This is a genomic window from Silvibacterium dinghuense (assembly GCF_004123295.1).
In the GTDB taxonomy this organism is placed as follows: domain Bacteria; phylum Acidobacteriota; class Terriglobia; order Terriglobales; family Acidobacteriaceae; genus Silvibacterium; species Silvibacterium dinghuense.
This window is the reverse complement of sequence record NZ_SDMK01000003.1, coordinates 375,583-389,705: the sequence shown is the minus strand read 5'-3', so window position 1 is coordinate 389,705 and position 14,123 is coordinate 375,583. Positions and strand designations below refer to the sequence as shown.

At 60.3% G+C, this 14,123-nt stretch carries 10 protein-coding genes; 7 read left to right on the top strand and 3 right to left on the bottom strand.

The window, feature by feature from the left end; genetic code table 11:
• Window positions 1-169 precede the first annotated feature (169 nt).
• Together ESZ00_RS15655 and ESZ00_RS15650 are read right to left on the bottom strand one after the other, a co-directional pair.
• Window positions 170-886, bottom strand: coding sequence for a response regulator transcription factor (locus tag ESZ00_RS15655; protein WP_129209239.1), 717 nt, complete (start codon window positions 884-886; stop codon window positions 170-172).
• A 13-nt stretch (window positions 887-899) separates the two neighbouring features.
• Window positions 900-1,643, bottom strand: a complete 744-nt coding sequence (locus ESZ00_RS15650; protein WP_129209238.1) for a response regulator — start codon at window positions 1,641-1,643, stop codon at window positions 900-902.
• A 310-nt stretch (window positions 1,644-1,953) separates the two neighbouring features.
• Between ESZ00_RS15650 and ESZ00_RS15645 the strand changes: the two genes are divergently transcribed.
• The 6 genes from ESZ00_RS15645 (at window position 1,954) to ESZ00_RS15620 (ending at window position 9,707) form a co-directional block, all read left to right on the top strand.
• A complete protein-coding gene (locus tag ESZ00_RS15645; protein ID WP_229741326.1) occupies window positions 1,954-5,367 on the top strand; it encodes a TonB-dependent receptor in 3,414 nt (1,137 codons plus the stop codon).
• Between the two features lie 103 nt (window positions 5,368-5,470).
• Window positions 5,471-7,324, top strand: a complete 1,854-nt coding sequence (locus ESZ00_RS15640; protein ID WP_164981545.1) for a DUF2339 domain-containing protein — start codon at window positions 5,471-5,473, stop codon at window positions 7,322-7,324.
• A 57-nt stretch (window positions 7,325-7,381) separates the two neighbouring features.
• Window positions 7,382-7,996, top strand: a complete 615-nt coding sequence (locus ESZ00_RS15635) for a hypothetical protein (RefSeq protein WP_129209235.1) — start codon at window positions 7,382-7,384, stop codon at window positions 7,994-7,996.
• Window positions 7,986-8,375, top strand: coding sequence for a transcriptional regulator (locus ESZ00_RS15630; protein ID WP_129209234.1), 390 nt, complete (start codon window positions 7,986-7,988; stop codon window positions 8,373-8,375). The genes ESZ00_RS15635 and ESZ00_RS15630 overlap by 11 nt, the downstream gene beginning before the upstream one ends.
• Window positions 8,376-8,442: 67 nt before the next feature.
• On the top strand, window positions 8,443-9,141 hold the full coding sequence (locus tag ESZ00_RS15625; protein ID WP_129209233.1) for an inner membrane CreD family protein: 699 nt from the start codon (window positions 8,443-8,445) through the stop codon (window positions 9,139-9,141).
• 65 nt (window positions 9,142-9,206) lie between these two features.
• Entirely contained in the window at window positions 9,207-9,707 is a 501-nt protein-coding gene (locus ESZ00_RS15620; protein ID WP_129209232.1) for a hypothetical protein, read from the top strand.
• A gap of 72 nt (window positions 9,708-9,779) precedes the next feature.
• Here ESZ00_RS15620 and ESZ00_RS15615 read toward each other — a convergent pair whose 3' ends face one another.
• Window positions 9,780-12,329: a DNA translocase FtsK gene (locus tag ESZ00_RS15615; protein ID WP_129209231.1), complete on the bottom strand. Its 2,550-nt coding sequence runs from the start codon at window positions 12,327-12,329 to the stop codon at window positions 9,780-9,782.
• 339 nt (window positions 12,330-12,668) lie between these two features.
• On the opposite strand from ESZ00_RS15615, the gene ESZ00_RS15610 reads away from it, so the two are divergent.
• Window positions 12,669-14,093: a hypothetical protein gene (locus ESZ00_RS15610; protein WP_129209230.1), complete on the top strand. Its 1,425-nt coding sequence runs from the start codon at window positions 12,669-12,671 to the stop codon at window positions 14,091-14,093.
• Window positions 14,094-14,123 lie beyond the last annotated feature (30 nt).

The window sequence follows — 14,123 nt, the reverse complement described above, 5'->3', positions numbered from 1 at the left end:
CGCGCAGACTGCGCGGGAATGACGACGCTGGGATCGCGCCGATCAGCCATTGATTCCTGGCCATTCGCTAAAGATGGATGCAGGGAAGAAGGATGGAGATAGCCAGACATGGGTCGTCTGGCTGATCGTCACGGGAGAACTGCGGCTGGCACAAAAAGAACAGGAAAAGTTACAGTTGCGGGGCAACCAAATGGTGAGCGATGGCAAACATGGCCAGCTCGAGCCGTGTCGAGACACCGGTCTTGTCGAAGATATTGGAGAGGTGGCGCTTCACAGTCTCTTCGCTGAGAGTGAACTGCTTGGCGATATCACGGTTGCTGCACCCCTCGACGATGCAGCCGACGACGTCCATCTCACGCGGGGTGAGGCCGAAGGTCTTGCGCTCAGGAACAGCGGCCTGCTTGGTGAGTTCATGCAGCGCCTGGACCAGGTTGACGACACGCTTGCCGCCGATCCAATAGTCACCGGAGATCACGGTACGGATGGCGCTGGTCAGATGATCCGTAAGCGCATCCTTGAGGACGATGCCGCGTGCGCCGATCTGCAGCGCCTCGATGATCTGCTGCGGGGTGACCGTGCTGGTGAGCAGGATGATCTTGACCGCCGGCGAGCCGCTCATGATGGAGCGCATCGCCTCGAGGCCGGGAAGGCGCGGCATGTTGAGGTCGAGCAGGAGAATGTCGGGAAGCAGCTCGAGTGTCTGCGTGATGGCTTCATCGCCGTCTCCGGCGTCTCCTACAACATCGAAGCCCTCGTCGATCTGGAGCATGTTGCGGACGCCGATACGGACGACAGGATGATCGTCCGCAAGGACGATGCGGATATTGGACAGCACAGGGCGGCTGGCGGCAGTGGAATGTTTCGCGGGAGAGGTCCGGGCAGTCATAGTATCACTCTAGTCAACCAGAATTGACTTTTGTCATCAGAATACGCTCGAGTTGGTCACAACCGAGCAACAATTTATTTGTCAGTTCTGGTACCTCGGTAACAGCATATTGCGCCGATTCCAGAAAAGCAGCAATGGCCGCGATCCGGGAAGCGCCTACCATAGATGCCCCGCCTTTGACGGTGTGGGCGAGGCGCCGGAGTTGCGGCTCATCTTTGCCCGCGGCTTCGAGAATCAGCCGGGAGCGCTGCCGGGTATCGTTGATGCACACCCCATACACTTCGGCAAGCGCGGCGCTGGACATCATTCCCTTGAGTTTTGTAAAAGTACGTTCGTCCAGAAGGGGGATCTCCTCCAGCTGCTGCAGGGCCGGCTGCATGGTCTCTTCCCGTTCCCTGGGCCGGTGCTCGAGAATCACCCGGAAAGCTTCTATTTTGAGTGGCTTATAGAGAAATTCATCATAACCCTCAGTCTCTCCTAGTGAAGCGCTCATCGCGATAAGGAGGCAGTCGGGAAGCAGGGCGTGCAAGGCCAGCGCAAGCTCACGTCCGCACAGGCCGGGCATCTGCAGGTCGGCGAGGACAACGTCCGGTGCCGCATCCCGGGGTTGTTCGGCAATCAGCCGGAGAGCAGCTTCGCCGCTCGAAGCAGACTGCACGCTGTAGCCTGCCGATGCCAGTTGCAGGCTCAGGAGGGAGAGGCTGATTTCATCGTCGTCAATCAGCAACACGGAGCGTAATAGGGGGATCTCGTTCATAGGCGCGGCCGTGGGAGCTGCAAAAGATGTTCAAGGAAAAGATTCTCACGACAATACCACGCGGGAGAGAGGGCAGATGGAATTCCCTGGAAGGTGGACAGAAGAAAGACGCAGACGTGAAATCGCCGCGAATCATCGGACCTGCCATTCATACGGCATTCTCCGGGCATTCACACTTCGTTTGCAAAGCGTTTCTATGCTCGGCACTATGCAGAAAAACAGACGGATTGCAGTACTTTTTGGGATCGGCCTCCTTATCTTCTTGATTTCCGGAAGAACTCTATTCGCTCAATACGATAACGGCAGCCTCGTGGGCACCATCAAGGATGCCAGCGGTGCGGCCATTCCCGGCGCTTCGGTGAATGTTCTGAACACGGCCACGGGAATCCAGAACGCAGTGACCACCAATGGCAGTGGCGACTACGATGTGCCTTCGCTGCGCGTGGGTACCTACAAGATCACGGCCAGCGCGCAGGGCTTCGCCTCCGCGGTGGCAGACAATATCCAGATCTCGGTCGGAAACCGGCAGCGCATCGATCTGACGCTGCAGGCCGGTGCGACGCAGACCACGGTGGAAGTCAACGGAGTGGCCCTGCAGCTCGAGACCGAGCAGAGCCAGCGCGGCCAGACCATCACCAATTATCAGAGCGAGGCTCTGCCGCTGGTCACGCGTAACTATTCCGACCTGCTCGGCCTGGTCACCGGCTCACGCCAGGCCCCGACCGCCGCGACGACGAGCTCCATCAACAGCCTGGTGCGTCAGGGCTCGTATAACGTCAACGGCCAGCGCAGCATGTTCAATAACTTCCTGCTGGATGGCATGGATAACAACGCCTACGGCGAGAGCAATCAGGGCTTCGACAACCAGATCATCGCCGTTCCGCCGGATTCGGTGGCCCAGTTCAACGTGGTCACCAATAATGAGAGCGCGGAATACGGCCGCTCCTCGGGTGCGACGATCAACGTGGCTTCGGCCAGCGGCACCAACAGCTATCACGCGACGCTCTATGAGTTCCTGCGCAACACGGATCTGAACGCCGACGGCTTCTTCAAACCGAATGTCGTCAGCAACACCGGCACCGCGACCGCCTTCCAGAAGCCGGCCTTCAACCGCAACCAGTTCGGCATGAACTTCGGCGGCCCCATTCTCAAGGACAAACTCTTCTTCTTCCTCGATTACGAGGGCTTCCGCCAGACCCTGACGCCGCTGAGCGTGCTCACGCTGCCCACCAAGGACGAGCTCGAAGGCAACCTGGTCGTTCCGGTCAAGGACCCGCGTTCAGGCATCGTCTATCCCGCAAACTCGCCGATTCCAACCACGGTCTTCGACCCGCTGTCACTCAAGATCGTCGACAAGTTTGCCTCCCTGGCGCTGCCACAGTCGGGCCTGGCATCAAGCGGCCTGAATTCGAACGACTACGCGGTGCAGGTGCCGTTCTCCGATAACTCGGATAAGGGCGATCTGCGCCTCGACTATCAGCAGGATGCGAAGAACTCCTGGTTCCTGCGCGTCAGCGATCGCAAAGAGACCGGCGTCAATTACCAGGCGATTCCGCTGCCGCTCGACGGCCAGACGAACGGCACCATCCGCGTTCTCGATCAGCAGGTAGCGCTCGGTTACACGCACCTTTTCGACGCCAACAAGATCATCGACGCGCGCCTCGGCCTCTCGCGCACCAAGGCCGGCAAGTGGTCGCTCTCCATCGGCAACAACGAACTGGGCTACACGATTCCCGGCCTGCCGCAGATCGCCGGCATCTCTGGCGGCCTGCCGTCGATCGGCATCACCAACTTCACCAGCTTCGGCCGTCAGAGCACCAACCCGCAGTGGCAGGACCCGGCCCTGCTCGATCCCAAGGTGAACTTCACCTGGGTGAAGGGCGCGCATACGCTCAAGTTCGGTTACGAATACGAGCACGTGTGGATGGCAGTGAACGACAATAACCCGCTCTATGGCGGCTGGACCTACGGCGGCGCTTATAGCCTCGACACTGGCACGGCTGTTGCCGACAACTACTGGGCTGACTTTCTCTTCGGTACTACCAGCGCTTATCAGCTGGCCAACTACTTCGTGGCGCACCTGCGGCAGGATATGGACAACGTCTATGCCCAGGACGACTGGAAGGTGCTGCCCAACCTGACGCTGAACCTCGGCGTGCGCTGGGAATACGGATCGCCTTACTCCGAGCAGCACAACTACATCTCGAATTTCGATCCGGATACGCAGACCGTGCTGACCATTACGCCGGGCGCCTCGGGCACCGACATCACGCCGGTCAGCAAGGGCGGCGTCTACGGCAAGACGCTGGTTAACCCGGACCGGAATGACTTCGCTCCCCGCGTGGGCTTTGCCTGGGCGGCGACGCAGAAGACCGCGGTCCGCGGCGGCTTCGGCATGAGCTACGTGCACTACACGCGCGCCGGTTCGGGCGACATCCTCGGCATCAACGCGCCGCAGGCGCAGTTCGCGGCTGTAACTCAGGTCACGCCGACCACCACCAACCAGTGCTCCTCGCCGCTGCCCTCGCAGATCGTGCCCGTCGGTTCGACGACCCCGAGCTGCTATGCAACCGCGAGCCAGGGTTTCCCCTCCGGCCTGGTGACCACCTTCAATCCCTCGACCGACAACATCACCTGGGTGCCGAAGAACACCCGCGACAGCTACGTGGAGGACTACTTCTTCAGCGTGCAGCAGCAGCTGGCGAAGAACACCATCCTCGACATCGCTTATGTCGGCAATCACGGCCTCAAGCTGCAGGGCTTCCTGAACGGCAACCAGAAGAACCCCTCCAATGGTTTCGCGCGGCCCTTTGGCAACTGGCCCAGCGACATCACCGAAGCGCTCAACGAATTCTGGTCGAACTACAACGCGCTGCAGGTGCGCTATGAGCAGCGCTTCAACGGCGGTCTCACCCTGCTGAACTCCTTCAGCTGGGAGCATTCCCTCGACAACGCCAGCGCCTCGCTCGAAGGCAACACGCCTTCGCCGCAGGATGGCAACAACATCAAGGCGGACTACTCGCAGTCGGATTACAACCTGCCGATCGCAAACACCACCAGCCTCATCTACGAAATGCCCTTCGGGCATGGACGCCGCTGGCTGAATAACTCCAACGGTGCGGTGAATGCCGTGCTGGGTGGCTGGCAGGTGAGCCTCATCAACATGGCGCAGGCCGGCACGCCGTTCAACATCACCTATACGCCGAATAGCAAGCAGCAGGTTTCGCAGCAGATCAGCGCCACCTACCGTGGCGCCAACGAGTACCGCCCGAACATGGTGCCGCACGCCAGGGTCACGCAGGGCCGCAGCTCCCGCGCGGCGAACACCGGCTACATCAACTACGTCAACTACAACGCCTTCGTGCTTCCTCCCATCAAGGATGCGGCGGGCGACTACCTGAGCCCCTTCGGCGACGCTCCGCGTAATCCCGGACGCACGCCGGCCTTCTATGAGAGCGATCTGGCTCTGAACAAGAAATTCGACACGCCGATCGACGGCCTTAAGGTCGAGTTCCGGTCCGAGTTCTACAACCTCTTCAACCACACCAACCCCTACCTGCCCAGCACCATCAGCGGCACGCAGGGCACGACCGGCGAGACCCTTTCGACCGGCGCTACCGTGCCGCTTTCGGCCATCACCGGCGGCGTCCCGACCAGCGGCGGCCAGATTTCAAGCACCTTCGAGCCGCGCATCATCCAGTTCGGACTGAAGGTTATCTACTAGCTCCGAACCTCAAGTTGCAGCGCTTCCAGGGGAGCCCGCGCAGGGCTCCCTTTTTTCTTGCGTTCATGACGCGGTAGAGTGGTCGGGACGGGTGATGGCCGGAATGACTGAAGACGAAAACGAGCTGAGGCGAGAAATCGCGGCATTGCGCGCACGTGTGGAGAGGCTGGAGCAGCTGGCTCGTCCGGAAGCGGCTGCGCGGTTTCAGGCTTCAACGGCTGTGCCGGCTCCACCCGATCCGGAATCAAGGGCCATACCGGCCAGTGCTCCGCTGCCGTCTCCGCCATGGCAGCCTGCTGCAAATCAGGAATCGTTGCGAGCGGCTGTAGCCGGGCCATCTCTCGAAACGAAGATCGGCTCGCAGCTCTTCAACCGCATTGGCATCATTGCTGTGCTGATCGGCGTGGCCTGGTTTCTCAAGCTGGCCATCGACAACGGATGGATCGGCCCGGCTGCACGCGTGCTCATCGGTCTGGCCGCCGGCGCGGGTGTCGCCGTGCTCGCGGAGCGCTTTCGCAGGAAGGGTTACCAGGCCTTTGCGTATTCGCTGCAGGCGGTCGCAACCGGTGTTCTCTACCTCTCTTTGTGGGCAGCGTATTCGGTCTTCCATCTTGTGCCGGGCAGTGTAACCTTCCTGTGCATGGCTCTGGTTACGGCGATGAACACCTGGCTCAGCTGGAGCCAGAGCTCCGAGGTGCTGGCCTTCTATGCGGCAGTCGGAGGATTCCTCACGCCGCTGCTGCTCTCCGCGCACGCGAGCGAAGAGCTGGTGCTCTTCGGTTATCTGCTGCTGCTGGATGCGGGCGTCATAGCGCTGCTTGCCGCGCGGCCCTGGGCGCGGTTGTTGCTGGCAGCCTTTGCCGGTACTACCTTCTACGCCGTGGGCTGGTATGCGAGCAGTTATGAGGACGAGCGCTTCGGTGTGACGCTCTTCTTCGTGCTCGTATTCTTTCTCATCTTTGCCGTTTCCCCGGTCCTGCTGCTGCGACGTGTGCGTTCTGCCGAGACAGAGCCGGTGCATCCTTTCGAAGAGAGTCTCGCCCTGCGCCTGTTGCCAGCGTTCAATGCGCTGGTGGCCTTCTCCGAGATGTTCATGCTCTTCGGCCATTCGCCCTATGAAAGTTGGCGGGAGTGGATTCCGCTGCCCTTTGTGGCCTTCTATCTCGGACTGCAGCGCCTGCGTGGTACACGCAGCAATGCCATGGAGCTGGCGCTGGCCGGGGCCTTCGCCACCGTGGCCATTCCGATGGAGGCGCACGGGCGTTGGGTAGCCATTGGCTGGTTTCTGGAGTTCGGTCTGTTGACCTGGTTTGCCGCACGGCGCGGAGAAAAAGCGCTGCGCGAGCCGGGAACGCTGCGCTGGGTAGCCTCGGGCGTGCTGGTGCTGGCGGTGCTGGCGCTGATTGCGCCAGTGGAAGCGTGGCATCCGCCGGTGGCCGGGCCTCTGGTGTTGAACACGCGCTTTGCAAGCTGGCTGGCTGGTGCAGTCATCAGCGCATGGGCGATGCGCATGGGACTCATGGCCGCGCGTGGAGAACACAAGCACAGCGAGGACTGGAAGAACTTCGCCGCTGTCTCCGGACTGGCAGCGACAGCACTTCTGCTCATCGCCGTATGCATGGAGATCCATGCCTACTGGGCCGGGCAGGGCGGGCTGCTCGTCGACCAGATCGGCGAGCAGTTCACCTATTCGGCATGGTTCATGGTCGCCGGCGCAGCACTGCTGGCGATGGGCTTCTGGCGCAAGTCCGCCTTTCTGCGCTGGCAGGCGCTGGTGCTTCTCTCCCTGAGCATCGCCAAGGTCTTCCTCTTCGATACGCGACAACTGGACCAGGGCTATCGCATCCTCAGCTTCCTGGGCCTCGGAGCGCTGCTGTTGACGGTGAGCTTCGCCTATCAGAAAGATTGGCTGAGCCTGCGCGGCTCGGGCGGAAAGAAAGATTCACCCCAGGCATAAGCGAATGAGCAGAAAATCCATTGACGTAGAAATAAGCTTTGCGGTACAAAGTAATCCATGAGCGAACTCTCTCGCGCCCTGGGTGATATCGAGCGCATCCGCCAGCAGGTTGCGGAGAGCGCCGTATTTCGAGGCTATGGGCCGGCCACGGTCGCAGGGACCGGCTTGCTCGCAGTGCTGGCTTCGTTGGTGCAGTCGGCCTGGCTGCCGGAGCCGGGAGCCAGGCATGCAGCCTATCTCTTGCTTTGGATCGGAACAGCGGTTGCATCGATCCTGCTGATCGCGTTCGAGATGTTTGCGCGCACCCGCCGCATGCACACGTGCATGGCCAGCGCGATGGTGCGTATGGCGGTTGAGCAGCTGTTGCCTGCGGTAGCAGTGGGAGTCCTGCTGACGGTAGCGGTGGCGCGTTATGTGGCGGCGGATTTCTGGATGCTTCCTGCGTTGTGGCAGGTGATTTTCAGCCTCGGCATCTTTGCTTCATGCCGGTTTCTGCCGCGATATGCGGTGCTGGCCGGCGGATGGTATCTGGTAAGCGGATTGGTGCTGATCTCGTTTGCAGGGGCGCGTGCTCTCTCGCCATGGGCCATGGGGCTTCCTTTCGGTGCAGGACAGATACTGGCAGCAATGGCGCTGTTATGGGGAGCAAAGGAGGAAGAAGATGCGGAGTGAAGATCCATCGATGGACGCGCCCTTTGCCTATGAGGGGCTGGACCGCGCCATTCATGAGCGAGCGCGGCTTGGCATCCTCACCGTACTTGCCACGCGCAGAAAAGGCGTGAGCTTCGGCGATCTAAAGCAGCTATGCGGATTGACCGACGGCAATCTGAACCGTCATCTGAAAGTGCTGGAAGAAGAAAAGATGGTGCAGGTAGAAAAGACGACGGCAGGGAATCGTCCGCAGACCATCTGCCGGATTACATCCTCGGGACGTGCACGCTTTGCGGAGTACCTCGCCACGCTCGAAAAGGTGGTGCAGGATGCGGCTGCGCTGATGGAGGGAAAGACAACGTTTGGAAAGCAGAAAACGCTGCTGCCCGACCGCGCATAGGTCTTTTTTCGCTTATTAACTTTGCGATACAAAGCAAATTCCATCCTCTTCAAGGAGACAGAAACGAATGGACACTCTCGCATTGCAGGAGTCGAAAGACTGGAATCCCCGTTCTATGGGCATGAAGCTGTTATTGCTCAGCGTTCTGGCGCTGTGTATGACCATTCCCTCGTTCTTCGTCAGCGATCTGGCAAGCGAGCGCAGCCAGGCTGCGGTGCACGGAGCCGCTGCTGCCCAGAATACGCCATCGTCACGGTTACCTATTCGCACAGTCGATTCTTACCGCTCCGTCACCCGCTCGCTGAAGTATGTGTTGCTCTTTCTCGGGCTGGTATTCCTGACCTATTTCGTCTTCGAAGCGACGACGGGGACTCGCGTTCACCCGGCGCAGTATGTGCTGGTGGGAACGGCGCAGCTGATCTTCTATCTGCTGCTGCTCTCTCTGGCGGAAAAGGTGGGTTTCGATTGGGCGTTTTTGATAGCGGGTGGTGCGACTGTGGCCCTGCTTTCTACCAACGCCGGCTGGATCTTCGCAGGCCGGAGTCAGGGCTGGCGCGCCCTGGCCGTCTTTGGACCGCTTTACATGCTGATCTACCTGCTGCTGCGCCTGGAAGATGATGCGCTGCTGATCGGTGCGATCATGAGCTTCCTCGCTGTTGCGGCAGCCATGTACTTTACGCGCAGGATCGACTGGTACAGCGCGCGGAGCGGGAAAGAGAAAGTAAAAGCAGGCAGCGGTCCTGAGTTCTTTCAGGGGCTGGTATAAACAAACTTCCGGCACGGGTTTGCTTTCGGCAGAGCAAGCCCGTGCCATGATGTAGCAAAGAACGTATGCGATCAGAACATATCCTGCGCAAAATCCGCTTCTGGCTGGCCATATTCATCGTCGGCCTCGTGCTGAGCGGAATCACGGCCTTTCCTCTGTTGACCGAATTGCGCTGGTTTCATCGATTGCTTCTTACGCCAGCGTTGCAGCCGATTTCCATGCGTATCGGGCTTCTGCCATGGATCGTTCGAGTGCACGAGGGATTGGAAGTGACGCAGCGTGACTATCCATTTCTCGCTTACGGAACCGACTGGCTTGCATTTGCGCATCTTGTAATCGCGGTTGCGTTGATAGGCCCATATCGTGAACCAGTCAGAAACAAGTGGGTGATCGTCTTTGGGCTGATCGCTTGCGCGGGCATCCTCCCGCTGGCTCTGATTGCCGGTGCCGTGCGTGGCATTCCGTTGCCCTGGAGGCTGGTGGATTGCAGCTTTGGTGTCTTCGGTTGTATCCCTCTGCTGTTATGCCTCAAGTGGACGAACACTCTTGAGCGGGATTCGCAATAACGTGTATTGCAAGACGAGAACGGCGTGGCTCAAGAGCCACGCCGCTTTTGCTTGGGGATGAGAAAGAGCAACCTATCGCATTGCCGATTCCACTTCGCTGAGCCAGTCCGGCCGCTTGAGAATCTCACGCGGCTTCGAGCCTTCGGCTGGGCCGACGAGGCCGTCGCGTTCCATCATGTCGATCAGGTGCGCGGCACGGCCGTAGCCGATGCGCAGCCGCCGCTGCAGCAGAGAAGTCGAAGCCTTGCCGAACTCCAGCACCAGCCGAACGGCATCCTGAAAAAGCTCGTCGTCCTGGTCGTCTCCTTCGCCGTCGCCACCGATCTCGCGGCCGTTCGCATCCTTCGGCGCTTCGAGGAAGCCTTCGGCATATTCAGCCTCTCCCTGCCGCTTCCAGAAATCTGTAACCGACGCGATTTCTTTTTCGGTGACAAACGGTGCGTGCACGCGCTGCAGCCGCGAGGTGCCCGGCGGCAGAAAGAGCATGTCGCCGCGTCCCAGCAGGCTCTCAGCGCCATTCGCATCGAGAATCGTGCGTGAGTCCACCTTGGTCGCCAGCCGGAACGAGATGCGGCTGGGCACATTCGCTTTAATGAGGCCGGTGATGACATCGACGGAAGGCCGCTGCGTGGCCAGCACCAGGTGGATGCCGACCGCGCGCGCCATCTGCGCCAGGCGCGTGATCGCCTCTTCGACGTTGGCCTTATCCAGCATCATCAGGTCGGCCAGCTCGTCGATGATGATCATGATGTAAGGCAGCGGGGTCTCGTCGGGAGAATCCTCGAAGAGGCTCGGCGTTTCAAACAGCTTGTTGTACTGGTCGATGTTGCGCACCGAGCGTGAGGCCAGCAGCTTCAGCCGGCGCTCCATCTCACGCACCGCGTTGCGCAGCGCATTCGCCGCCAGCTTGGGCTCGGTGATGATCGGCGTGAACAGGTGCGGAATCTTCTCGTACATGCCGAGTTCCACACGCTTCGGATCGACGAGGATCAGTCGCACCTGGTCGGGTGTCGCCTTAAAGAGCACCGACATGATCATGGCGTTGATCGCCACCGACTTACCGCTGCCTGTCGAGCCGGCGATCAGCACGTGCGGCATCGTCGCGAGATCGGCCGTCACGATGCGGCCATTGATGTCCTTGCCCATGGCCAGCGTCAGCTTGCTCTTGGCCGAGCGGAAGCCGTCCGCCTCGATCACGTCGCGCAGCCAGATCGTCTCGCGATCGTGGTTCGGCACCTGGATGCCGACCGTGCTCTTACCCGCCATGCGCTCGATCAGGATGCTTTCCGCCCGCATCGCAAGACACAGGTCCTCGGCCAGTCCCGTCACGCGGCTGTACTTCACGCCCGCATCCGGCCGGAACTCGAAGGTCGTGACCACCGGCCCCGGATTGATGCGCTCCACCTGACCCATCACGTCGAATTCGGCGCACTTCTCGACAAGAATCTGTGCCTCGGCCCGCAGCTCATCCTCGCGGATAGTCTGAGTGTCCTCGCTCAGGTGCAGCAGCGTGCTTGGCGGCAGCTGGTAGCCGGCCACAGACTTAGGAGCCACGGTGACGTGCTGTGTCTGGGCTTCGGCCCGCTGCGCAACGGCGATGGCTGCCTCGGCCGGCGGACGGCTGGAAACCGCGATCGGTCCCGTGGCCGGCGCAGGTTCCTCTTCGGTTTCGGGATAAGGAATCGGCGGCTCAGGCACGCGCACCGGCTCCTGCACATGCGCGCGAGGCATCTGGTCCCACACCGTGGGCGGCTGTGGCGGGTCTTCAAGATACGGATCGGCGACCGGAGCCTCCGGCGCGTAGGTCTCCGAGAAGCCGGCATGGCGCCCGCGAGGAATCTCCGCCTCATCGTTCTCGGCATAAGGCGAGGGCACCGGCTCGATGATATGGCCCTCCTTGAGCTGCCGCTTTTCGAGCTTGGCCTGCGCCTTGCGCGCCTTGGCAAGCTCCTTCTCGCGAAGCCTCTCTGCGCGGGCCTCGGCCTTCTGCTCCTTGGAGAGCTTGCGGCTGGCGCGCCAGTTGCGCAGGCGGTCACGCCACGCCATTACAAAAGCCAGCCGGATGGCGAGCCATTCCTGCGCGGTATTGAAGCTGAATGTCGTGGAGAGGTAGAGCGCAATGCCCACCATGGCTACCGAAATCACGCACGCGCCCGGATAGTTGAGCCAGGAGATCAGCGCATCCGAGACCAGCCGTCCGGTCACGCCGGAGATAGGCAAGCCGGCAGGGAAGTGCATGTGCCCCGGCAGCAGCGCCATCAGCGATGGCAAAAAGAGCGCGCACAGCAGAATGCCGAGCAGCTTCGCGCCCGGCGAGCCGGCAGGACGCGAGCGCAGCCAGGACCATCCCAGTGCGCCGATGAGCAGCGGAAGGAAGAAGGAGGTGACGCCTTCGATCTGCAGAACGATATCGGCAATCCAGGCGCCGAGCAGCCCGGTCCAGTTATGCGCGGGGCGGCCGGACGAGCCAAAGCCGCCGACCGTGTCGAAGGACGGGTCGGTGGGGTGATAAGAGATGAGCGCGAGGAGGAGGAGGATCGCGGAAACCAGCACCAGCAGCCCGATCAGTTCATTCAGGCGGCGGTTGCGGGTAGGAGTCGTGACCAGTTTGAGGGGTTTCATCGGGACGCAGAAAACTGTTCGCCGGTCAGGCGGCGTGCACACAGTCGAATCCCCAGAGCAAGACCATTGTTTCATATCAGGGCGAAGAGGAAGGGAAAAAGGCAGCTCGGGAACCGAGATGGCTACCGGTGAGGCGGGCAAGGAAGCCATGCAGTGAGCGGGAAAGGTTTTTCAGCGGGATGAAGCGCATTCGTAGTTTCGCCTCAAAAATTTGTTGACAGTGCGAGAAGAGCTCCCTAAGAATGGCGCGCGAGTGGTAACGATTCCACTGCCGGCAGAAGTCCACGGCTGATTCTGCCGTCCACCCCCACCCCCATGCCAAAACCTGGAGCTCCACATATGACGCGACTTCGTTTCGGACGTTCGTGGCAGTTGTACCGCGCGGTTTTGCTGTTCGTTCTGTTCGCAGGGATCACATGCTCCTCCATCGTCGCCTCGGCCCAGACGGGCTACACGGGAATCTTCGGCGGCGGCCCGATATACAAGAACTCCACGACCACCATCTCCGAGCTGGAGAATTCCGGCTTTACAGAGGTGATCGTCTGGAGCATCGAGGTCAGCTCCACAGGTGATCTGAACTTCAACGGCGAGTTTCCGCTGACATCGAACGGCGTTTATGTCGGCAATCAGACATATCCGAATTTTGCCTCTACGCTGGCGACGCTGAAACAAGGCACGGTAAAGAGAATCACCTTCAGCATCGGGTCTTCCAATGTTGGAGACTGGCAGGACATCGAGGCCCTGGTCAACGCGCAGGGAACTGGCTCGAGCAGCATTCTCTACAAAGACTTCCAGGCATTGAAAGCTGCCATTCCTTCGCTCGATGCCATCGATTTCGATGATGAGAACAACCAGGACACGTCCTCAACCGTTGCATTCGGGGTCATGCTGGGAAACCTCGGCTATCACGTGATGCCGGATGCGTATGACAACAGCAGTTACTGGACAAATGTGGTTTCTCAGATCAACACGCAACTGACGGGAACCGTGGATGGTGTTCACCTGCAGGCCTATTCAGGCGGCGCCGGGAACAATCCGTGCTCCGGATGGAATTTCGGCAGTGTGCCGGTCTTTCCCGGGCTTTGGGATCAGGATGATACCCCGAGCCAGGTGCAGAGCACGATGAGCAGCTGGCATTCCCAGTGCGACATTCTGGGTGGCTTCTTGTGGCTTTATGACGATATCGCCGGGCAGAACACCGCGTCGCAGTATGCCAATGCGATTAACGCAGCAGTGGGCAACACGACGAACAGCACCGGAGCCTACAACGTGAGCGGTATCTATACGGATGGGACTTCGTTCACCACCGGCGGGCTGGACGGTAACGGCTATGCCTATTCCTCGGAGCAGTTGGGAACCTCGGTGAGCTGGAACGGAAGTACCTTCACCCCTGGATCTGCGAACAGCGCGAACGCCTGGACCAGCACGACCATTCCGTTGACCTCAGGCGAATACAAGACGCTGAATCTGCTGGCCACCGGCGTAAATGGAGATCAGGCATCGCAGACCTTCATCGTCAATTACACCGATGGAACAAGCACCACCTTTACGCAGAGCCTGAGCGACTGGTTCACCCCGCAGACGTATAGTGGCGAGTCCGAAGCCAGGATCATGACCTACCGCGATACCAGCAACGGAGGCCAGGATGATCGGACCTTCTACCTCTATGGCTATACCTTCGCGTTGAACAGCAGTAAGACCGTCAAAAACCTTACCCTTCCCACGAATCGCAACGTGGTTGTTGTGGGTTTCGCGCTGCAATAGAGGTGTATCGCAGGTTCTGCACGACCCGGG